At 62.8% G+C, this 21,674-nt stretch carries 18 protein-coding genes; 10 read left to right on the top strand and 8 right to left on the bottom strand.

The features are described from left to right. Nucleotides 1–38 precede the first annotated feature (38 nt). From E4Z66_RS12655 to E4Z66_RS12645, 3 genes are all read right to left on the bottom strand, one after another. Complete coding sequence (locus tag E4Z66_RS12655) at nt 39–1,667, bottom strand: TRAP transporter large permease (protein WP_136463386.1); 1,629 nt, start codon at nt 1,665–1,667, stop codon at nt 39–41. A gap of 1 nt (nt 1,668) precedes the next feature. Further along, nucleotides 1,669–2,565, bottom strand: a complete 897-nt coding sequence (locus E4Z66_RS12650; protein ID WP_246036011.1) for a TRAP transporter small permease subunit — start codon at nt 2,563–2,565, stop codon at nt 1,669–1,671. A 112-nt stretch (nt 2,566–2,677) separates the two neighbouring features. Then, the gene (locus E4Z66_RS12645; RefSeq protein WP_136463385.1) at nt 2,678–3,697 is read right to left on the bottom strand and encodes a TRAP transporter substrate-binding protein; all 1,020 of its coding nucleotides are present in this window, start codon (nt 3,695–3,697) and stop codon (nt 2,678–2,680) included. Between the two features lie 174 nt (nt 3,698–3,871). Here E4Z66_RS12645 and E4Z66_RS12640 point away from each other — a divergent pair, with 174 nt between their 5' ends. Continuing rightward, nucleotides 3,872–4,549, top strand: a complete 678-nt coding sequence (locus tag E4Z66_RS12640) for a GntR family transcriptional regulator (RefSeq protein WP_136463384.1) — start codon at nt 3,872–3,874, stop codon at nt 4,547–4,549. Here the strand turns inward: E4Z66_RS12640 and denD are convergent. Further along, on the bottom strand, nt 4,535–5,530 hold the full coding sequence (gene denD, locus E4Z66_RS12635; protein WP_136463383.1) for a D-erythronate dehydrogenase: 996 nt from the start codon (nt 5,528–5,530) through the stop codon (nt 4,535–4,537). The two genes, E4Z66_RS12640 and denD, sit on opposite strands and share 15 nt — an antisense overlap. 191 nt (nt 5,531–5,721) lie before the next feature. Here denD and E4Z66_RS12630 point away from each other — a divergent pair, with 191 nt between their 5' ends. From E4Z66_RS12630 to E4Z66_RS12590, 9 genes are all read left to right on the top strand, one after another. Continuing rightward, nucleotides 5,722–6,480, top strand: coding sequence for an SDR family oxidoreductase (locus E4Z66_RS12630; protein WP_136463382.1), 759 nt, complete (start codon nt 5,722–5,724; stop codon nt 6,478–6,480). 38 nt (nt 6,481–6,518) lie between these two features. Further along, entirely contained in the window at nt 6,519–8,312 is a 1,794-nt protein-coding gene (locus tag E4Z66_RS12625) for an IlvD/Edd family dehydratase (RefSeq protein ID WP_246036010.1), read from the top strand. A gap of 96 nt (nt 8,313–8,408) precedes the next feature. Continuing rightward, nucleotides 8,409–9,251 (top strand): fumarylacetoacetate hydrolase family protein, encoded by an 843-nt coding sequence (locus E4Z66_RS12620; RefSeq protein WP_136463380.1) that lies wholly within the window; start codon nt 8,409–8,411, stop codon nt 9,249–9,251. Next, complete coding sequence (locus E4Z66_RS12615) at nt 9,244–10,182, top strand: 2-hydroxyacid dehydrogenase (protein WP_136463379.1); 939 nt, start codon at nt 9,244–9,246, stop codon at nt 10,180–10,182. The genes E4Z66_RS12620 and E4Z66_RS12615 overlap by 8 nt, the downstream gene beginning before the upstream one ends. Next, nucleotides 10,179–11,276, top strand: a complete 1,098-nt coding sequence (locus E4Z66_RS12610; protein WP_136463378.1) for a mandelate racemase/muconate lactonizing enzyme family protein — start codon at nt 10,179–10,181, stop codon at nt 11,274–11,276. The genes E4Z66_RS12615 and E4Z66_RS12610 overlap by 4 nt, the downstream gene beginning before the upstream one ends. 68 nt (nt 11,277–11,344) lie before the next feature. Next, nucleotides 11,345–12,865, top strand: coding sequence for a malonate--CoA ligase (locus tag E4Z66_RS12605; RefSeq protein WP_136463377.1), 1,521 nt, complete (start codon nt 11,345–11,347; stop codon nt 12,863–12,865). Between the two features lie 281 nt (nt 12,866–13,146). Further along, nucleotides 13,147–14,055, top strand: a complete 909-nt coding sequence (locus tag E4Z66_RS12600) for a VPLPA-CTERM sorting domain-containing protein (protein ID WP_136463376.1) — start codon at nt 13,147–13,149, stop codon at nt 14,053–14,055. A 146-nt stretch (nt 14,056–14,201) separates the two neighbouring features. Continuing rightward, nucleotides 14,202–16,292 (top strand): 4Fe-4S binding protein, encoded by a 2,091-nt coding sequence (locus E4Z66_RS12595; protein ID WP_136463375.1) that lies wholly within the window; start codon nt 14,202–14,204, stop codon nt 16,290–16,292. After that, nucleotides 16,289–17,185: an FAD:protein FMN transferase gene (locus E4Z66_RS12590; RefSeq protein WP_136463374.1), complete on the top strand. Its 897-nt coding sequence runs from the start codon at nt 16,289–16,291 to the stop codon at nt 17,183–17,185. The genes E4Z66_RS12595 and E4Z66_RS12590 overlap by 4 nt, the downstream gene beginning before the upstream one ends. A gap of 56 nt (nt 17,186–17,241) precedes the next feature. Here the strand turns inward: E4Z66_RS12590 and E4Z66_RS12585 are convergent, their stop codons facing one another. The 4 genes from E4Z66_RS12585 to E4Z66_RS12570 form a co-directional block, all read right to left on the bottom strand. Continuing rightward, nucleotides 17,242–18,027, bottom strand: coding sequence for an FAD binding domain-containing protein (locus E4Z66_RS12585; protein ID WP_136463373.1), 786 nt, complete (start codon nt 18,025–18,027; stop codon nt 17,242–17,244). Between the two features lie 96 nt (nt 18,028–18,123). Further along, the gene (locus E4Z66_RS12580) at nt 18,124–20,484 is read right to left on the bottom strand and encodes a xanthine dehydrogenase family protein molybdopterin-binding subunit (protein ID WP_136463372.1); all 2,361 of its coding nucleotides are present in this window, start codon (nt 20,482–20,484) and stop codon (nt 18,124–18,126) included. A 91-nt stretch (nt 20,485–20,575) separates the two neighbouring features. Continuing rightward, complete coding sequence (locus E4Z66_RS12575) at nt 20,576–21,061, bottom strand: (2Fe-2S)-binding protein (RefSeq protein WP_136463371.1); 486 nt, start codon at nt 21,059–21,061, stop codon at nt 20,576–20,578. A 13-nt stretch (nt 21,062–21,074) separates the two neighbouring features. Further along, the gene (locus E4Z66_RS12570) at nt 21,075–21,638 is read right to left on the bottom strand and encodes an SRPBCC family protein (RefSeq protein ID WP_136463370.1); all 564 of its coding nucleotides are present in this window, start codon (nt 21,636–21,638) and stop codon (nt 21,075–21,077) included. Nucleotides 21,639–21,674: the final 36 nt, after the last annotated feature.

Genomic DNA, 21,674 nt, shown 5'->3' with positions numbered 1-21,674 from the left:
GTCCCCCGGCAGGGTGCGCTGAAGCGCACCCTACGTTACTACGGTAGCAGGATTTCGATGATGGGCGGCCACAGCAGCAGCACCGACAGCGCGATAAGCTGAATGCCGATGAAAGGCAGGAAGCCGCGGAAGATATCTGTCAGCGAAATATGCGGCGGGGCCACGGATTTCAGATAGAACGCGGCCGGACCAAAGGGCGGCGACAGGAAGCTCACCTGCATGTTCATACAGAACAGAACGCCAAACCACACCGTCAGGTATTTCGGCTCAAGCGTGCCGAAGACGCCGATCTCCTCGATGGGAAGGCGCTGCACGATGGGCAGGAATACCGGGATGATCAGCAGAACGATCCCGACCCAATCCATGAACGCGCCCATGAACAGCAGGATCAGCATCATCAGCAGCAGCACGCCCATCGTCGGCAGATCGGACCCCACGATGGCATTGGCCACATAGGTCGGCCCGCCCGCGATGGTATAGGCCCCGGCCAGCGCCGCCGCGCCAATGGTCACCCAGATGATCGTGCCGGTGGATTTCAGCGTCCGCATCAGGCTGTCCCACAGCAGATCAAGAGAGAACTCGCCGCGGAAGATCGCCAGCACCAGCACCGCGAAAGCGCCCATGCCCGCGGCCTCGGTGATGCCCGTGATCCCACCATAGATGGACCCCATGACAACGCCGATCACCACGATGGGGGCGACCAGACCCTTGCCCATGTTCCAGCCCGTGGCGCTGCGCTCGCGCCCGAAGACAAACAGCGCCAGCGCGACGCTCACCGCGAAGATGACACCGAAGATCACCGCATGATTTGGCATCCCCAGCGCAATGGGCTCGACACCTTCGACCAGCGCGTTCTGCCCCGTCACGGTAAAGAACGCGGCCCGCAGCGCCAGCACAGCCGAAAAGCCAGCAACCAGAATGTTCATGAATGCGCCGAACAGGGCGCCTTTCTCCGCGCCTTGCGGCTCTCCTGGCTCCGGTTCGGGCAGGGGGGCGAGCGACGGATTCAACTGGGTGCGGATCACGATATAAAGGATGAAGAACGAGGCCAGCATGAAACCCGGAATGAAGGACGCGGTGAACAGCGCCTTGATCGAGGTTTCCGTAATCAGCCCGTAGATGATCAACACGATCGACGGCGGGATCATCGTGCCCAGGCTGCCGCTTGCACAGATGGTGCCGATCGCCAGATTCTGGTCATAGCCCAGCCGCAGCATCTGCGGCAGCGCGATCAGGCCCAGCAGCACAACCTCGCCCCCGATGATGCCGGACATCGCCGCCATGATCACCGCCATGATCGAGGTCACGATGGCAATGCCCCCGCGCGTCCGGCTCAGCCAGACATTGAGCGAGGAATACATGTCCTTGGCGATGCCCGACCGCTCCAACAGGGCGGCCATGAAGATAAAGAGCGGGATGGATATGAGCACATAATCCGTAAGCAACCCGTATATCTTCTGCGCAAGGATGTTGAGCGGCCCGCTCCCCGGCCTTCCGGTCAGTATCCCGTCACCGAAGCTGAGCGGGTTCATCAACAGACCCGGTTCGAATTTCATCACAAGGACCAGCACCGCCAACACGGCGGAAGCCAGCCCAAGCGGCATCCCGATAGCCAGCAGGACCACGAGGCCCAGCATCAATACGAGGGAGATCGTCCCGATATCCATCTTAGTTGTCTCCCTTCTGATGTGCGGTGCGCGTCACGTCGAGTTCGCCCACGCCATCCTGCCCCACAGCCGCCCGCAGGCGCTGCAATTCGTCTTCGTCAAAATCATCGGCGGCGGTGTGGAACACCGGCTCTGCGTTCCAGTCCGAAATCAGGTTGATCACAGCCTGAATCGCCACCAGCGGGATCACCAGAAGCACCATCATCTTGAGCGTCGCCGGGATCGGCGGGTCAAAGGCCGTGCCGAACAGTTCCCAGCGGTAGAATTTCGCAAATGCCTCACCATAGGCGCCGTAAAACAGGAAGAACGCGAAGGTCAGGATCAGCAGGGTGGAGATCATGTCGAACAGCCGCTGCACCGGGCGCGGACAGATATCATAAAGCAGGAAGATGCGGATATGGCTGCGCTGCTGCATCGCGTAAAGCCCGGCCAGCAGGAACACATACCCGGCCAGCCACAGCGACATCTCGTTCGCCCAATAGGTGCCCTCGTTCAGCACGTAGCGCACGAATACCTCGTACAGCATCACGCAGCAAAGCAGCACGATCAGCATCATCGCCACCCGGCCCAGAAAGACGGCGGCGCGGTCGATCACGCGCCAGCTTTCGAATTCCATCGGCGCGCGGCGCACCGTCATCATGCCAAAGGCCAGCGTTGCCACGATCCCGGCCAGCGCGGCCCAGTCGACCAGATCGGCAAATCCGCCAAACAGGCCAGCCATGCCCGGCGTCACGTCCATGCGCTGGAACTGCGCGGCCAGCTTGTCGAAATCGGACCCCTCCGGCGGGTTCCAGTCCAGAATGAAGGCGGGCATATGCCATGTCAGCCAGCCGCAGCACATCACGAAAGCCAAGGGCATCAGCCACTCGATCGGACTTCCTGTCTTATTCTCGTCCACCCCGTCACTCCCTCTGAGGTGCGGCACATCGCAAGCCGCCTTTAGAGAAAAAGGCCCCGCCGCTTGCGCGCGGCGAGGCCTGTCGCGTCACCTTACCGTCCGTGCGGTCGCGTCAGTCCACCAAGCCGAGCTTGCGCAGGTAGTTGGAGTGGCTTTCCACCAGGGCTTTCGCCTCGGGCGTGGTGGCGTAGTCGCCCCATGCCGCCTGGGCCGCGTTGCGGAACTTCTTGAGTTCTTCGGGCGACCATGTGTGGATCGTCACGCCTTCTGCCTTCAGCGCCGCCAGCGCTTCGGTGTTGGCGATCTCCGTCTGCAGCGCGGTGCGCAGGGCAAGGCTTTCCATGCCCACCATCAGGATACGCTGATGATGCGGGGGCATCGCGTCGAACACGGCCTTGTTGCAGGTCAGGTGATCCGACGGCATCGAATGGAAGCCGGGGTAGTTCGCATGCTTGGCGATGTCGTAAAGGCCCAGACCCTTGTTATTCGCAAGGCCCGACGCATCCGCACCGTCAATGATGCCGGTTTCCAGCGCGGTGAAGATTTCGGTGAAGTCCATCACGACCGGGTTTGCGCCCAAACGTTCGAAGATCATCGTCTCCATGCCCGGCGGGGAGCGGAACTTCCAACCCTTCAGGTCTTCGGTGGAGGCAATCGGACGGGTGGAGGCAAAGCTTTCCTGCCCATAAACCCACCAGCCGATCAGCTGCATGTCGTACTTGTTGTACAGCTCCTGCGCGGCGTCCATGCCGCCCGCGTAGTACAGCCAGGACAACTGCTGATAAGGCGTGTCATAGCCGCCCATGATGTCGCCGACGAACTGGAATGCCGGGTTCTTGCCGATCTGATAGCCGCCGCCATGCATCTCGCAGTCCAGAATGCCGGTCGCCGCCGCGTCGAAACCTTCCACCGATTTGACGACGGACGAGGCCCAGAACATCTCGATGGAGATTTCGCCGTTCGACATGGTCTGCACGTTGTCGATGAAAGTCTGGATCAGTTTGCCCGAGTTGTTTTCGGGCGTGTAGTGCGTTTGAATCCGCAGATTGGTCTGCTGAGCGAGCGCGCCGCCTGCTGTGATGGCAAGGGCCGTTGCGGCTGCCATGCTGGCCGCCTTCTTGAATAGTGTCATGTGTCTCCTCCCAAGACGTTGGTAGCGTATGTTTTCGCGCGACCTCCTCCGGTCGCTCTTATTTTCACGCTAGCGCAAGGTTAGGCGAAAAATTTGCGAGCTATCAACAAAAAAGTTGGATTTCTTATAATTTCGTGATTTACCATAAATCTCGAAAATGAGGGGGCTGGCGCGATGCGTGAGGAAATCGACGTCTTTCATGATCTGCGGCGCCGCTTGTGTAGCGGTGAATTCGCCTACGGGACCAAGTTGCGGGCCGAGGCACTGCGCAAGGATTACGACTGCGCCGCCAGCACTGTCCGCGAGAATTTGCTGCGCCTGTCCGAATTGGGGCTGGTCGATTTCCAGGAACAACGCGGCTTTCGGATGCCGGAATACGCGCCCGAACGTCAGCACGACATCACGGCCACGCGAATCATGCTGGAAAGCGAAGCGGCCTGCCGGGCGATGCGGCAGGGCGGGGTCGAATGGGAGGCGCAGCTGAGCGCGGCGCATCACAAGCTGTCCCATATCGAATCCCGCATGAGCGCGCGCGGCATGACCGAAGAACTGCTCCGCCTATGGAGCGCGGCAGAGCTTGAATTTCACCAGACGCTGCTGTCGGCCTGCGGCTCGCCGCTGCTGATGGAACTGCACCTGATCGTCTATTACCGCTACCGGCAGGTGAATATCGAAGCGGACCGCGCGCTGACCGACCTTGCGGAGAATATCGAGGAACACAAAAACATCCTCGACGCGGCGCTGACCGGCGACGAAGACCTGATGCGGCGGCGCATCTACGAACATTTCAAACGGCATCTGGTGCTGGGCGAGTCCGCCCAGACCACGACGCTTGTGTCACTGGCGGGCTGACGCGTGGGGCAGGTCGTCTTCCATGTAGATCGCAATGATCTCGTCGAAATTGGTTTCGGCCTCGAAGCCAAGGGCGCGGGCGCGGTCCGTCTGGAAATCGCGCGGCCAGCCTTGGACGATCTTCATGATGGTCTCGTCCGGTTCGCGCCGGATCAGATCGACAGCCGATTGCCCGGCGGCGCGGCGCAGCGCTTCGATCTGTTCGGCGATGGTGCAGGAAAATCCGGGCATGTTGAGCGCGCGGCGCTCTGCCAGCTTGGCGGTGTCGAACTCCGCCGCATGGGTCAGCATCTTGGCCGCCGCGCGGGGCGAAGCAACCCAGTGGCGCACGCTGTCCGGCACGGGCAGGGTCGCGGGCAGGCCGTTCAGCGGCTCGCGGATGATGCCCGAGAAAAAGCCAGACGCCGCCTTGTTCGGCTTGCCCGGACGCACGCAGATCGTGGGCAGGCGGATCGACACCCCGTCAAGGATGCCCTTGCGCGAGAAATCGGTGAGCATCAGCTCGCAGCAGGCTTTCTGCGCACCATAAGAGGTCAGCGGCGCGGACAGGAAGTCGTCGCCGATCCGGTCGGGAAACGGGCCGCCGAACACCGCGATGGACGAGGTGAAGACAAGGCGCGGCACATAGGCCCCGCCGGTGGCCTCATGCTCGGCCCGCAGCGCTTCGAGAAAATGCCACATGGGCAGCATGTTGGTGTGCCATCCCTTGGCGAAATCGGCCTCTGCCTCGCCCGACACGATCGAGGCGAGATGGAAGATCACGTCAAAGCGCTGCGCCGCCAGTTCTGCCATGCGCGCCGTATCCGTCACATTGCCGGTCAGGCGCTGCGCCGCGGGCGCGCCGTTTTCCGGAAAGCCCAGATCGAACAACGTGACCTCTCCTGCCGGGCGTCCATTCAGCCCGTCGGAGGCCAGTCGCGCCGCCAGTTTCTGGCCGACCATGCCGCCGCCTCCGAGGATGAGAATCCGTTGTGCTGCCATTATCTGGCCCTCCCTGATCGTTGCGGGGCATGGTCAATTCACACCCGTCCGCTTACGCTAACCGAACACCGGGCGGGGTCCAGTTGCAAACAGGTCGAGCCGATGGCGCGGGGGGAGGATCCCGCACAGTCGAGTCGTAAAAAACAGGGATAGCGGCGCGGGCCGCATCGGTGGAAAAGAGGGAGGAAAGCATGTCTGGTCAAAGGCTTGCAGGAAAGCGCGCGCTGGTGACAGCGGCGGGTCAGGGGATCGGGCGGGCCAGTGCGCTTGCCATGGCGGCAGAGGGCGCACAGGTCTTCGCGACCGATGTGAACGCCGCCGCACTGGCGGATCTGGCAGATGCGAATCAGGGACAGATCGAAGTCTTTGAACTGGACGCAATGGACGACGCGTCGATCCGCGAAGGCGTCGCCCGCGCCGCGCCGGACGTTCTGTTCAATTGCGCCGGTTTCGTGCATCACGGATCGGTTCTGGAGGCCAGTGACGCGGATTGGGATTTCGCCTTTTCGCTGAACGTGCGGTCCATGTGGCGGACCATGCGCGCGGCCATCCCGGGCATGGTGGAGCGCGGCGGCGGCTCTATCGTGAACATGTCTTCGGCCTGTTCCAGCGTGATCGGCGCACCCAATCGATTCATCTATGGCACCACCAAGGCCGCCGTGATCGGGATGACCAAATCGGTCGCGGTGGATTTCATCAGGCAGGGCGTGCGCTGCAACTGCATTTGCCCCGGAACGGTCGAAAGCCCCAGTTGGCACGAGCGCGTAAAGGCGCTGGGCGAAGAGATGGGCAGCTATGAGGCGGCGCTGGAGGCTTTCGTGTCGCGCCAGCCGATGGGCCGTGTGGCCCGCGCCGAGGAGATCGCGGCGCTGGTCGTTTATCTGGCGAGCGACGAGAGCGGCTTTACCACCGGTCAGCCCCACGTGATCGACGGCGGTTGGAGCGGCTGAGGCCGGGCCGATGAGTATTTTTGGAACAATGAAGGTGCATGATGGCGAAGAAACCTGAACTCCGCTCGCAGAAATGGTTCAACAATCCGGACAATCCGGAGATGACCGCGCTCTATCTTGAGCGGTATCTGAATTACGGTTTGACGCGCGAGGAGTTGCAGTCGGGCAAGCCGATCATTGCCATTGCGCAGACGGGCAGCGATCTGTCGCCCTGCAACCGGCATCATATCGAGCTGTCCAAGCGCGTGCGCGACGGCATCATCGCGGCGGGGGGCACCTGTATCGAGGTTCCGGTGCATCCGATCCAGGAGACCGGCAAGCGGCCCACGGCGATGCTGGATCGCAACCTTGCCTATTTGAGCCTGGTGGAGACGCTGTTCGGCTATCCGCTGGATGGGGTGGTGCTGAATATCGGCTGTGACAAGACCACGCCGGCGCTGTTGATGGCGGCGGCGACGGTGAATATCCCGGCGATTGCCTTGTCGGTGGGGCCGATGTTGAACGGTTGGTATGATGGCAAGCGGGCCGGGTCCGGGACGGTGATCTGGAAGGCGCGTGAGCAATTGGCGGCCGGTGAGATCACCAATGACGATTTCATGGAGATCGCCGCGGCCTCTGCCCCGTCGGTCGGGTACTGCAACACGATGGGCACGGCGACGACGATGAATTCGCTGGCCGAGGCTTTGGGGATGCAGCTTCCCGGGTCTGCCGCCATTCCGGCGCCTTACCGCGAGCGCGGGCAGATGGCCTATGAGACCGGCAAACGCGCGGTCGAGATGGTGTTCGAGGATTTGCGCCCTTCCGACATCATGACCCGCGAAGCGTTCGAGAATGCGATCGTGATCAACTCGGCAATTGGGGGGTCGACCAATGCGCCGATCCATTTGAACGGGATTGCACGGCATTTGGGGGTCGATCTGGACAATGACGATTGGCAGAAGATCGGCCATGAGGTGCCGCTTTTGGTCAATCTGCAACCTGCGGGCGCTTATCTTGGCGAAGATTACCAGCGCGCGGGCGGCGTTCCGGCGGTTGTGGGCGAATTGCTGGCGGCCGGGTTGTTGCCGCATCCGGGCGCGGTCACGGCCAATGGGCGCAGTATGGGCGACAATTGCGGCGCGGTGCGGTCGGTCAATACCGATGTGATCCGCCCGGTTTCCGATCCGCTTGTGGCGGCGGCGGGGTTCATCAACCTGAAGGGCAATCTGTTCGACAGCGCGATCATGAAGACCTCGGTCATTTCTGACGCGTTCCGCAAGACGTATCTGTCCAACCCGGATGACCCGGAGGCTTTCGTGGGCCGGGCGATCGTGTTTGACGGGCCGGAGGATTACCATCACCGCATCGACGATCCGGCGGAAAACATTGACGAAAACTGCATTCTGTTCATGCGGGGGACCGGCCCTGTCGGCTATCCCGGCGGCTCGGAAGTGGTGAATATGCGTGCGCCGTCCTATCTGCTCAAGCGCGGGGTGGAGGCGCTGCCCTGCATTGGCGATGGTCGGCAATCGGGCACTTCTGGAAGCCCGTCGATCCTGAATGCCTCGCCCGAAGCTGCGACCGGGGGCGGGCTTGCGCTGCTCAGGACCGGCGACATGGTGCGGATCGATCTGCGTAAATGCACGGCGGATATGCTGGTCGATCCCGAAGATCTGGCGGAGCGGGCGCGGCAACTCGAAGCGGCGGGCGGCTATGTCTATCCCGAAAGCCAGTCGCCGTGGCAGGAGTTCTTCCGCGAGAAAGTCGGCCGCTTTGACGAGGGCATGACATTGGAGGGCGCGCCGAAATACCGCGATATCGCCCGCAAGTTCACACCAAGAGACAACCACTAGGGGCCAGCCCGTAGGGTAGGCTTCAGCCTACCCCTGGCGCACCCGTTGAACGATGGTGGGCGGCGTCCCACCCAAGGACACTGACAGGAGACGACAATGAAACTGGTACGTTATGGCGCGATGGGCGCGGAAAAGCCGGGCTTGATGGATGGCGACACGCTGCGTGATCTGTCCGCCCATGTGGATGACATTACCGGCGCGGTTCTGGACGACGCGACGCTGGACCGGCTGCGCGCGCTTGATCCCGCAAGCCTGCCGGTTGTCGAAGGCGCCCCGCGGATCGGGGCGTGCGTCGGCAATATCGGGAAATTCCTGTGCATCGGGCTCAACTATTCCGACCACGCCGCCGAAACCGGCGCGGATATTCCAGAGCATCCGATCCTGTTCTTCAAGGCGAACTCCGCCGTTGTCGGTCCCAATGACGATGTGATGATGCCGCGCGGATCGACCCATACCGACTGGGAGGTCGAACTGGGCGTCGTCATCGGGCGCGAGGCGAAATATGTCTCGAAAGAGGACGCGCTGGACTATGTGGCGGGCTATTGCGTGGTCAATGACGTGTCCGAACGGCATTTTCAGACGCAGCTGACCGGCCAGTGGACCAAGGGCAAATCCTGCGACACGTTCGGCCCGACCGGCCCATGGCTTGTGACCCGCGACGAGGTGCCGGACCCGCAGGCGCTGGCGATGTCGCTGGATGTGAACGGCAAGCGTATGCAGACCGGCACCACCAGCACCATGATCTTCACCGTGGCCGAGATCATCGAACATCTCAGCGGCCTGTTCACCCTGCATCCGGGCGACGTGATCACCACCGGTACGCCTCCGGGCGTGGGCATGGGCATGAAACCCCCAGTCTACCTCAAATCGGGCGACGTGATGGAGCTTGAGATCGAAGGGCTGGGCCGTCAGCGCCAGAAGGTAGGACAAGATGCCTGATCTTCTGCTTATCGGCGGCATGACGGATGAAATGCTGGGCCGTTTGACGCCCAGTTTCACCGTCCATCGCTGGGCCGATTTCGATATGGATTGGCTCAAGCGCAATGGCCACCGGATCACCCATGTGGCGACCAATGGCCATGACGGCGTGCCAAAGGAAGTCATGGCCGGGTTGCCGAACCTTGAACTGATCTCCTGCTATGGGGTCGGCTATGATGCCATCGACGTGGCAGAGGCCGTGCGCCGCGGGATCATGGTGACGCATACCCCCGACGTGCTGAACGCCGAGGTCGCGACCACCGCCGTTCTGCTGGCGCTGGCTTGTTACCGCGAATTGCTGCGCGACGATGCGTGGGCGCGCTCGGGCGATTGGGAAACCAGGGGCGGCGCGCCTTTGACCCGGTCCATGGAAGGGCAGACGGTCGGCATTCTGGGGCTGGGGCGGATCGGGCAGGAAATCGCCCGCAAGCTGCAACCATGGGAGCCGACGATCCTCTATCACACGCGCAGCCCCAAGGAGTCCCCCTATGAGCATGTGCCAAACCTTGTGGAGATGGCGCGGCGCTCTGATCTGCTGATCGTGATCACGCCGGGCGGCCCGTCGACCAAACATCTCGTGAATGCCGAGGTGATGGAGGCGCTTGGCCCGCAAGGCACGCTGGTCAATGTCGCGCGTGGCAGCGTCGTGGACGAGGCCGCGTTGATCGATGCGCTGGGCAGCGGCAAGCTTGGTTGGGCCGGGCTGGATGTCTTCGAGGCAGAGCCGCATATCCCGGATGCGCTGAAGGCGATGAAGAACGTCGTGCTGCTGCCGCATGTGGGGTCCGCGACCGTGGAAACCCGCGCCGCAATGGGCGGGCTGACCGTGGATAACCTGCTGCAACATCTGGAAAACGGCACGGTGAAAACACCTGTGCCGGAATGCCAATGACCCGGATCACCTCGGTGGAGGCGCGGCTGTTCGCCGTGCCTCTGGACGAGGTTCTGGTGGATGCAAAGCACGGGGATCATTCGCATTTCCACCTGATCACCGCCACCGTCACGCTGGAGGATGGCCGCAGCGGCACCGGCTATACCTATAATGGCGGGCGCGGCGGCCATGCCACGGCGGCGATGATCCGCCACGACCTTGCGCCCTTCCTGATCGGCCAGGACGCGGAAGAGGTCGAGGCGCTGAATGACGCGATGCAGTGGCATATGCATTATGTCGGGCGCGGCGGGATCCTCAGCTTTGCGATCAGCGCCGTCGATATCGCGCTTTGGGATCTGCGCGGGCAGGGGCGCGGGCAATCGCTGGCGCAGTTGGTGGGCGGCAAGGCGCGGTCCTGCAACGCCTATGGCGGCGGCATCGATCTGGCCTTTCCCTTGCCCAAGCTGCTGGACCATGTGTCGGGCTATCTTTCTGCCAAGCTGAACGCGGTGAAGATCAAGGTCGGCCAACCCGACCCGGCGACCGATATCGAACGCATCCGCGCCGTACGCAGCCGTATAGGGCCAGAGGCCGGTTTCGCCATCGACGCCAATTACAGCCTGACCCGCGAAGCCGCGATTGCGCTGGCCGGTGCGGTCAAGGATCAGAACCTGATGTGGTTCGAGGAACCGATCATCCCCGACGACTACCCCGGCTACAAGATCATCGCGGATGCCACCGGCGTGCCTGTCTCGCAGGGCGAAAACCTGCACACGATCCATGAATTCGAAATGGCGCTGGCGCAGGGCGGGCTGGCCTTCATCCAGCCCGATGCGTCCAATTGCGGCGGCATCACCGGCTTTCTGCAAGTGGCGGAGCGCGCGGTGGACCATGGCGTGCCGGTCTGTAGCCACGGGATGCAGGAACTGCATGTCTCGCTTCTGTCCGGGCTGGGCAGCGATGGCTGGCTCGAAGTGCATTCCTTCCCCATCGACCGCTACACCACGCGCCCGCTGGTGATCGAACAGGGCCGCGCCATCGCGCCGGACACACCCGGAACCGGGGTCACATTCGATTGGGACCGGATCGCGCCCTTTGAAATCACCACTGGCTGACATGGCCCTTTGACCTTCTCGAAATCTCGCGCCATGTACGGCGGGACGATCGACCGAAGGGCCATGCCATGACCAACCCGCTTTATGACGCGCTCTTTGCGCCCCATGCCCAAAGCGCCGCGCCGTTCACGCAAGCGCCCACGCAGGGAACTGCGCTGCCATATCGGGATTTCGTGGCCGAGGTCGCACGCTGCGCCCATGCCCTGACACAGGCGGGACTGACGCCGGGCGACCGCGTCGTGGCGCAAATCCCCAAATCGGAACTGGCGCTGGCGATCTATGGCGGCTGTGTGCAGGCCGGGTTGGTCTATCTGCCGCTCAACACCGCCTATACGGCGGAGGAGGTCGCCTATTTCCTCTCTGACAGTGGCGCAAAGCTGATGATCTGCGACAGTGCGGGGCAAGAGCGTCTCGCCCCTGTCGCACAAAAGCTGGGGGTGGCACTGATGACCCTTGGCGCCGCTGGCACGGGCAGTTTCGCCGATGCCGTGGCAGCACAGCCCGCCCGGTTCGACACGGTGCCGCGCAGCGCCGATGACACCGCCGCGATCCTCTATACCTCTGGCACCACCGGGCGCTCCAAGGGCGCGATGCTCAGCCATGACAACCTGCTGTCCAACGCGCAAACGCTGCAAGACTACTGGCGCTTCGCGGCGGACGATGTGCTGCTGCACGCGCTGCCGATCTTTCACACCCATGGCCTGTTCGTCGCCACCAACATCACGCTGCTCACCGGCGGGTCGATGATCTTTCTGCCCGGCTTCGATCTGGACCGCATGATCGAAAACCTGCCACATGCAACTGCGATGATGGGCGTGCCGACCTTCTACACCCGCCTGCTGGGCGACGCGCGTTTCACCCGCGATCTGGCGGCGCATATGCGGCTGTTCATCTCTGGCTCTGCGCCGCTGCTGGAAGAAACACATACCCGGTTCGAGGCGCGCACAGGCCACCGCATCCTTGAACGCTACGGCATGACCGAAACCAACATGAACACCTCCAACCCCTATGACGGCGAACGCCGCGCAGGCACCGTGGGGTTCCCGTTGCCGGGGGTGGAGCTGAAGATCACCGACCCGGAAACCGGCGCATCCTTGCCCGAGGGCGAGATCGGCATGATCGAAGTGCGCGGGCGCAATGTCTTCAAGGGCTATTGGCAGATGCCGGAAAAGACCGCCGCCGAATTGCGCAGCGACGGGTTCTTCATCACGGGCGATCTGGGCCGGATCGACGCCGATGGCTATGTCCACATCGTCGGTCGTGGCAAGGATCTGATCATTTCCGGCGGCTACAACATTTATCCCAAAGAGGTCGAACTGATCCTCGACGAGATGCCCGGCGTGCTGGAAAGCGCGGTGATCGGTGTGCCGCATCCCGATTTCGGGGAAAGCCCCGTCGGCGTTCTGGCCAGAAAACCCGGACAGGAAATCGACACCGATGCCATCCTGAAGGCGGCGCGTGAAAAGCTGGCGGCGTTCAAGCTGCCGCGCAAGCTGATCGTGGTCGATGCCCTGCCGCGCAACACGATGGGCAAAGTGCAAAAGGCGGCGCTGCGGGCCGAACATGCGGGGCTATTCGCGCAGATCTGATCGAGCAACCCGAATCATGTGATCGAGGTCACTGGTCAGGCTGTGATGCAAGTCACTGAAAAACGATGGAAAATTTCGGCGCCGGGTTTCGCTGGCGACAGAATACAACCTGCTGTGTGCGATTTTGCGGCGTGAACCTATATTTCGTCCGCCAGCGTTCCTTAAAGCACGAACCCGGTAGGGAAAACCGCCATACACCGAACCCCAACCATTTGTAGAATGGTGGCCAGGTGCTAGCGTGATTGACGTTACGTACATTTTTTTAAACTGGGTGAAATATCATGAAAAAGAACCTTTTAGCGGCTTTGGCCGTGTCTTCGACTTTGATGTCAGGAACGGCCTATGCAGCCACGGTCGACGCCGCTGTGCTCGCGGCCATCGAATACTCCGGCGCAAACCACGCAGTAGATTTCGATAATTCGACGTCATCTGCGACGGTCACGGTCACCGGAGCTGGCAGCGAACCCGATTTCGGTATTGGGCCTGACTCCGTGACAGCCACGCAGAATACAGACGGCACTTCTGTTATTGTCGGTGGGGGCGCATTGGCGTACGGGGAAGAACCCGGATATTACCTTGGGGCCGCCCTTCAGACGATTACCGAAACGAATACCACCGGCGCGACGATGGATTACGTGCTGGACTATTCGCTGACGAATATGTCCTTCTATCTCAACGGTGATTTTGGCGGCGCCAGTTTCGGTGCCAATCCGTTTGAAATTCTGCCCGCAGACGTCGAATCCGTCGGTGTGCGTTTCGATTATAATGTGTTCGTGAACGGCACGAATGTTTTCTCAGCCGGGATAGACGCCTATGGCGGCAGCCAGACATACGTTCTCGACAATGCCCAGAACGCGTCTGCATCCATTTTTGGTATCTCGAACGGGTTCGGAGGCATCAGCGGCGTCAATGTGATCCTCGACGACATCATTGGCGCGGTCGCGATTGACGGCATTCTGGATGGCGAAAGCTTCACCGTTGAAACGTCCCTGACCGCTGAAGCTATCTTCAACGGGTATGAGAATGTTGGCGTCTTCAATCTTGGTGACCCGACAGGCGTCAATACCGGGGTTCTGTCGGCCGCGTCGTCGACGCCGCCAGTCTCTGCCGTGCCGCTGCCTGCTGCGGGCTGGATGTTGCTTGCCGGTGTCGGTGGGCTGGGCGCGCTGCGCCGCAAGCGTCGGGGCTGATCCTCCCTATAGCCTGCGTGGACCATTGGAACCGGCCCCGTTTGGGCCGGTTTTTTCATGTCCCATGGGTACAGCGTTCCCGGCGCAGACCGTATAGACCAAAGTCCAATTTCATGCGTCGCCTCCGGGGTGCCAATCTCTGCCGCATGATCCGGGTTCTGCTGTTCCTCTGCGCATTGGTGCAGGCCGCTGCCGCATTGGCAGAGCCGCTCCCGCGTGAGGTGCTGGAACCGCTCGTCAAACCGCCCATGTCGCTGGGCGCGGTCCTGAACGACAAGGGCGTCTACCAATTGCTCAATTCCGGCGGGGCAGAGGCCGGCTATGTCTTCGAAACCGAACCGATGGCCCCGCTGCCCGGCTTTTCCGGTGCGCCGATCAACCTGCTGGTGACGCTGGACCTCGATGGGCGGTTCCTTGACGTGCAATTGCTGTCGCATAACGAACCGATCTTCGTCTCGGGCCTGCCTGAACGGCTGTTCTACGAATTCTTCGATCAGTATCGCGGGCATTCCATCTCCGACACGCTGGTGGTCGGCTCGCCCTATGGCGGCGCGTCCGAAGGCTCCTCTCTGGTCTATCTCGACGGGGTGACGAAGGGCACCGCCAGTGTGCGCATCGCCCATGAAAGCGTGCTGGCCGCCGCGCTTCAGGTAGCACGCGAAAAGATGGGTGGCATCGCCTCTGGTCCGCCCGCCTATCCCGACCCGGCCGTGGACGAAGCACTGACGTGGGACGACCTCGTCGCGCAAGGGCTGGCCCAGCGCCTTGTCGTCACCAATGCCCAGATCGACGAGATGTTCGCAGGCACCCTCTGGGAAGATGACGACCCAGAGGCGAAAGAGGCCCCCGAAGCGGCCTATCTCGATCTGTGGGTCGTCGATCTTGGCCCGCCCAGCATCGCCCGCGCGGTCCTGTCCGATGACGGCTTTGCCCAGCTTCAGAACTTTCTTGAGATTTCCACCACTGACGAGCCGATCCTGGTCGTCGAAACCGCGCGTCACGGGCTGGTGTCGGATGCGTTCGTGCGAAACACCTCGCCCGATTGGATCTCGGCAGAGCAGGGCGGCTTTCCCATTGCCTTGCGCGATGCGGACCTGTTGATCGAACTGCATGACGACGTGCCGGACGCGCTGCACGAGGCTGTCGATTTCGGGTCCGGCCTGATCCTGCGCACGGACCGGCGGCTGGGCTTCGATCCCAGCGCGCCCTGGACGCTGTCCATGCAGGCGGTGCGCGAACACGGCATGTTCCAGCCCGAGATCGGGTCGCAATCGCTGGACCTGACCCACGAGACCGACGCACGCTTTTTCACCCGCCCCGAACTGCCCAGGCCCGTCCCGCCATGGCTGGAGGCGCTGCGCGGCCGGGCCGTGGACATGGCCATCGCCGGGGTCGGTCTGACGCTGCTGATTGCACTGCTCTGGGGGCGGCAAAGCTGGCTGGCCGGGCTGCGGGCCTTTACCCCGATCCGGCTGGGCATCCTTGCCGCCGTGACCGGCTTTGTCGGCTTCTGGGGGCAGGGGCAGTTGTCCATCGTGACGCCGCTGGCGACGCTGCGCGCGGCGCTGGAGGGCGGCTCTTACGCATTCCTGATCTATGACTCCTTCTCGCTGGTGATCTGGACCGCCGCGATCCTTGGCTTTTTCCTTTGGGGGCGGGGCCTGTTCTGCGGCTGGCTGTGTCCCTTCGGCGCGCTGCAGGAATTTGCCAGCCATCTGGGCCGCCTGCTGCGCCTGCCGCAGATCGACATGCCCGCCCATTGGGACAAACGGCTGAAATGGCTGAAATACGTGGTGCTGGCCGCGCTTGTCGGGGTGGTGTTCGTCGCGCCCGATTACACCGACAAAGCGGCCGAGGTCGAACCCTTCAAGACTGCCATCACCACCTTCTTCATGCGCGAATGGTACTACGTCGCCTACGCGCTGTTCTGGTTGCTGCTGTCGATGATGCTGTTCAAGGGGTTCTGCCGCTATGTCTGCCCGCTGGGCGCGCTGATGGCGATTGGCGGGGCGCTGCGCCTGCGCCGCTGGGTGCCCCGGCGCGAGGAATGCGGCACGCCGTGCCAATTGTGCCGGGTGCGCTGCCGCTACGGCTCGATCAAGCCGCAAGGGCAGGTGGATTATTCCGAGTGCTTCCAATGCCTTGACTGCGTGACCATCCATGACGACCGCAGCCAATGCGTGCCCCTGATCATCGCGGACCGCAAAGACACCCGGATGAGGATGGCCGCCAAATGACCACCCGCCGCCGCTTTCTGACGATCACCGCCGCCGTCGCCGCAACGACCCTGGCTGGTCCCGCGCGGGCAGCAACCGCGCGCTGGACCGGACGCGCGCTTGGCGCCGAAGCCAGCCTGACCCTGCATGGCCCGGCGGCGCGCACCCAGCCCGCCTTGAAGGCGGCCATCGACCAGATCCGCGAGGTTGAATCGCTCTTCAGCCTCTTTGCTCCCACCTCGGCGCTGTCGCGCCTCAACCGCGATGGATATCTGGCAAATCCCGCGCCCGAGATGCTGCGCCTGTTCCGCCACGTAGGCGATATCCACCGGCTGACAGAGGGGCTCTTCGATCCCACCGTGCAGCCGCTTTGGCAGGCCCATGCGCGCGGCGGCGACCCGGCGCAGGCCATCGCCGCGCTGGGTTGGTCCCGTGTTCATGCCAGCGCCGCGCGGATCACGCTTGCTCCGGGTCAGGCCCTGACCTTTAACGGAATCGCCCAGGGCTTCGCCACCGATGCGGTCACCGATCGGCTGCGCGCCCACGGGCTGCAGGATGTCCACGTGAATATCGGCGAACACCGCGTCCTTGGCCCGGCAAGGCGGCTCGGTCTGGCAGGGCAGGGCGAAGACGGGGCCGAACTGCTCGGCCATGTCACGCTACAGGATGCGGCGATCGCGACCTCCAGCCCCGGCGCGATGCGGCTGGCCAAAGGCTTCCACATCCTCGCGCCCCATGGCGGCACGCCGCGCTGGGGGACAGTCTCCGTCGTGGCCGAAACTGCGACGCTGGCCGATGGCCTCTCGACCGCGCTCTGCCTCGCGGACCTGCCTCTCGCCCGGCGCCTGCGCGCAGCGCCGGGTATTCACCGTATCCTTCTGGCCGATACCGCGGGTGACCTGATCACCCTTTGACGAAAAAGGGCCGCCCCGAAAGGCGACCCCTCTAACGCTTGCCAAGTTCGCGCCGATCAGGCTGCGGCAGCCACCGCGCGCTTGGTCAGAACCGCGATCAGATGCGCACGATATTCCGGCGTGCCGTGAATGTCGCCAATCATCCCATCGGCAGAGGGCGCGCTTGGCACTGCATCGGCCGAGAAGTTGGACGACAGGGCCGCTTCCGCCTCGGTCCAGCGGAACACACCTTCCTCGGATGCCCCCGTCACCGCCACGCGCACACCGTCCGCGTATTTCGCGACGAACACACCGGTCAACGCAAAGCGCGACGCCGGTTGCACGAACTTCTGGTAATTGGCTTTCTCCGGCACCGGGAAACGCACCTCTGTGATGATCTCGCCCTCTTCCAGCGCCGTGGTGAACATGCCCTGAAAATAGTCATCCGCCGCGATCTCGCGGGAATTGGTCTTGATCGTCGCGCCGCTCGCCAAGGCAGCCGCCGGATAGCAGGCCGCCGGATCGTTATTGGCAAGCGAGCCGCCAATCGTGCCACGGTTGCGCACCGCAGGATCCCCGATATGCGAGGCGAGTGCCGCCAGCGCCGGATAATCGCCCGCTTCCGCCGCAACCTGCACATGGGGCGTCGCACCACCGATGCACAGCGCGCCGTCATCACCACGACAAATCCCGACCATCTCGGGAATCCCCTTCAGACTGACCAGCTTCGACGGGCTCGCCAACCGCTGCTTCAGCGTCGGGATCAGCGTCTGACCACCGCCCAGCGCCTGCGCATCTTCCTGCCCCAAAGCCGCGACGGCATCCGCCACGGTCGAGGGCTTCTCGAAATCAAAATTATACATCCTGTTTCTCCCATGAGAGGCCACCGCCCCTCTTCATTGTTCCGCGAAATACTCCGGGGGGTCCGGGGGGCTGGCCCCCCGGGTCCGGACGTTATCTCACTGCATCGCCGCCCAGACGCGCGCGGGCGTCAACGGCATGTCGATATGGGTCACGTTCTTGCCCGCCGATTGCAGCGCATCCACGACCGCGTTCACCACGGACGGGGGCGAGCCGATCGCACCGGCCTCACCGCAGCCCTTCACCCCAAGCGGGTTGTGGGTGCAGGGCGTGGCCGAGGAATGATCGACGCTGTAGAAGGGCAGATCATCGGCGCGCGGCATGGCGTAATCCATGTAAGACGCGCTCAGAAGCTGACCATTCTCGTCGTAAACGCAACCTTCCAGCAGCGCCTGACCGACCCCTTGCGCGATCCCGCCATGAACCTGGCCTTCGACGATCATCGGATTGACCACATTGCCGAAATCATCGGCAGCGGCGAAACGCTCGATCGTGACCTTGCCGGTTTCCGGATCGACCTCGACCTCGCAGGCATAGGCGCCCGACGGATAGGTGAAGTTGGACGGGTCATAGAACGCCGTTTCCTCCAGCCCCGGTTCGATATCTTCCAGCGGGTAGTTATGCGGCACATAGGCGGCAAGGCAGACATCGCCCCACGCCACCGATTTATCCGTGCCCGCCACGCTGAACGCGCCATCCTTCAGTTCGATATCGGCCTCGCTGGCCTCCATCAGATGCGCCGCGATCTTCTTGGTCTTGTTGATGATCTTCTCGGCCGCCCGCACCATGGCAGAGCCGCCAACAGCAAGGGACCGGGACCCATATGTGCCCATGCCCATCGGCACCTTGGAGGTATCGCCATGAACGATCTCGACCATGCTTTCGTCGATGCCGATCATCTCCGCGATCACCTGCGGGAAGGTCGTCTCGTGCCCCTGGCCGTGGCTGTGCGAGCCAGTCATGACCACAAGGCCGCCCGTCGCATTCACCCGCACCGTGGCGCTTTCATACAGACCCGCCCGTGCGCCAAGCTGGCCCACAAGGTTGGACGGGGCGATGCCGCAGGCCTCGATATAGCAGTTGACGCCCAGACCGCGCAGCTTGCCCTTCGCTTCGCTTTCCTTGCGGCGCGCTTCGAACCCGGCGAAATCCGCCATCCGCTCCAGCGCGTCCATGGTGCCGTGATAATCGCCCGTGTCGTATTCGACGGCCACAGGCGTGGCATAGGGGAACTCGGTCACGAAGTTCTGACGGCGCAGCGCGATGGGATCGACGCCAAGCTCGCGCGCGGCTTTGTCGATCACACGCTCCAGCTGATAGGTCGCTTCCGGGCGACCCGCGCCGCGATAGGCATCGACCGGCACCGTGTTGGTGAAGACCGCCTTCACATTCACATAGATCAGCGGAGTCTTGTAATTGCCCGCCATCAACGTGCCGTGCAGCCATGTGGGCACGGACGGGGCGAAGGTGGACAGGTAAGCGCCCATATTCGCCAGCGTATCGGTGCGCAGCGCGGTGAAGTTGTTGTTTTCATCCAGCGCCAGCTGGATCGTGGTGACGTGGTCGCGGCCATGGGCGTCGGACATGAACGCCTCGGACCGGGTCGATGTCCACTTGACCGCGCGGTTGCACGCCTTGGCGGCGAAAGTGCAGAACGCTTCTTCGGCATAGTGGAAGATCTTGGTGCCAAACCCACCGCCCACATCCGGGGCCACCACGCGCAGTTTATGCTCGGGGATGCCCAGAACGAACGCGCCCATCAGCAGGCGGATCACATGCGGGTTCTGCGAGGTGGTATACAGCGTGCTCTCGTCGCTGTGGCGGGTGTAATCACCCACGGCCACACGCGGTTCCATCGGGTTGGCGATAAGGCGGTTGTTGACCAGTTCCAGCGTGGTGACATGGGCCGCCTTGCCAAACGCCTCTTCGACCGCGCCCTTGTTCTCTTCCACAAAGCCCCAGTCATAGCACAGGTTCGAGGTCAGATCGTCATGCACCTTGGCCGAGCCTGCCTCAAGCGCGGCTTTCATGTCCACGACGGGGGGCAGTTCTTCGATGTCGAGTTCGATCGCCTCGGCCGCGTCGCGTGCTTGCGGCAGGCTTTCGGCCACGACCGCGGCGACGATCTCGCCCACATGGCGCACCTTGCCGGAGGCAATGATCGGATGGGCCGGTTCCTGCATCGGCTCGCCATGCTTGTCCGTCACCTGCCAGCCGCAGGGCAGGCCGCCCACGCCTTCAAAATCGGCAGAGGTGAAAATCCGCACCACGCCCGGCATCGCCGCCGCAGCGGATGTGTCGAGCTTGGCGATCTTGCCATGTGCCACATCCGAGCGCAGGAAATGCACATAGGCCTGGCCCTTGAGGTTGATGTCGTCTGTGTAGTTTCCCTGACCGGTCAAAAACCGGACGTCTTCCCGCCGCGTCTGCGCGGCCCCAATGCCATGATCCTTGGGCATCTGTTCCTCCCTTGAAACGGTGGTGCGCTGAAGCGCACCCTACATGTCGTTGCTGCGTTGCGCCCGGACCGGGCGCGGCGCCTGCGTCCGTTTATTCCGCTGCAATCGCCCCCACGTCCTGACCGGATGCGGCCATGATCGCTTTGACGATGTTGTGATAGCCGGTGCAGCGGCAGATATTGCCTTCGAGATAGGCGCGAATTTCGGCCTCGGTCGGCTTCGGGTTCTCTTTCAGCAGCGCCGATGCGGACATCACCATGCCGGGCGTGCAGAAGCCGCATTGCAGGCCGTGGTGGTCCTGAAACGCCTGCTGAATGGTGTTGAGCGTGCCATCGGGCGCGGCCATGCCTTCGATGGTGACGATCTCTGCGCCATCGGCCTCTGCCGCCAGCATGGTGCAGGATTTCACCGCTTCGCCGTCCACATGCACCACACATGCCCCGCATTGCGACGTGTCGCAGCCGACATGGGTGCCGGTCAGCCCCAGATCGTCACGCAGGAAAGAGGACAGCAGATCGCGGCCCTCCACCGAACCGGATCGTTCGACCCCGTTCACTTTCATCTTGATATCAGGCATTCACATCTCTCCCTTAGCCCTGTTTTTCGTCGCTGGATACAAGTCGCTTGAACCAGCCGCGTTTCTCTTTCGGATTGCCATCCGCATCCGCATCGGCGACCTCGGCCCCGTCCTCGGCGCCCTCTTCGGGCGCTGCCGGTCCGGCAACAGCCGTTTGAAAGCTCTCAAAGAACTGATCGGCCATCTTCTTGGCGAAGCCGTCGATGATGCGACTGCCCAGCTGTGCCAGCTTGCCGCCCACCTTGGCCTCGACGTCGTAATGCAGGCGGGTGCCGCCTTCTTCGTCCTCAAGACGCACGTCCGCGCCGCCCTTGGCAAAGCCCGCAGCGCCGCCCTTGCCTTCACCGCTCAGGGTCAGGCTGTTGGGCGCGTCCATATCGCTGAGCGTCACCGCGCCCTTGAAGGTGGCCTTTACCGGCCCGACCTTCTGCACGACGGTGGCTTGAAACCCCTCTTCGGGGGAACCTTCCATCTCCTGACAGCCCGGCACGCATTGCTTGAGAACCTCGGCATCCAGAAGCGCCGCCCAAACGGTCTCGCGGTCAGCGTCGATCAGGATGGATCCCGACATTTTCATAAGCTCATTCCCTCTTCCAGATTTCTTCGAAGCCTA

Source organism: Aliishimia ponticola, assembly GCF_004803475.1.
Taxonomy (GTDB): Bacteria; Pseudomonadota; Alphaproteobacteria; order Rhodobacterales; family Rhodobacteraceae; genus Aliishimia; species Aliishimia ponticola.
Note: the sequence above shows the minus strand (reverse complement) of the source record. Positions and strands in the feature narration are given on the sequence as shown.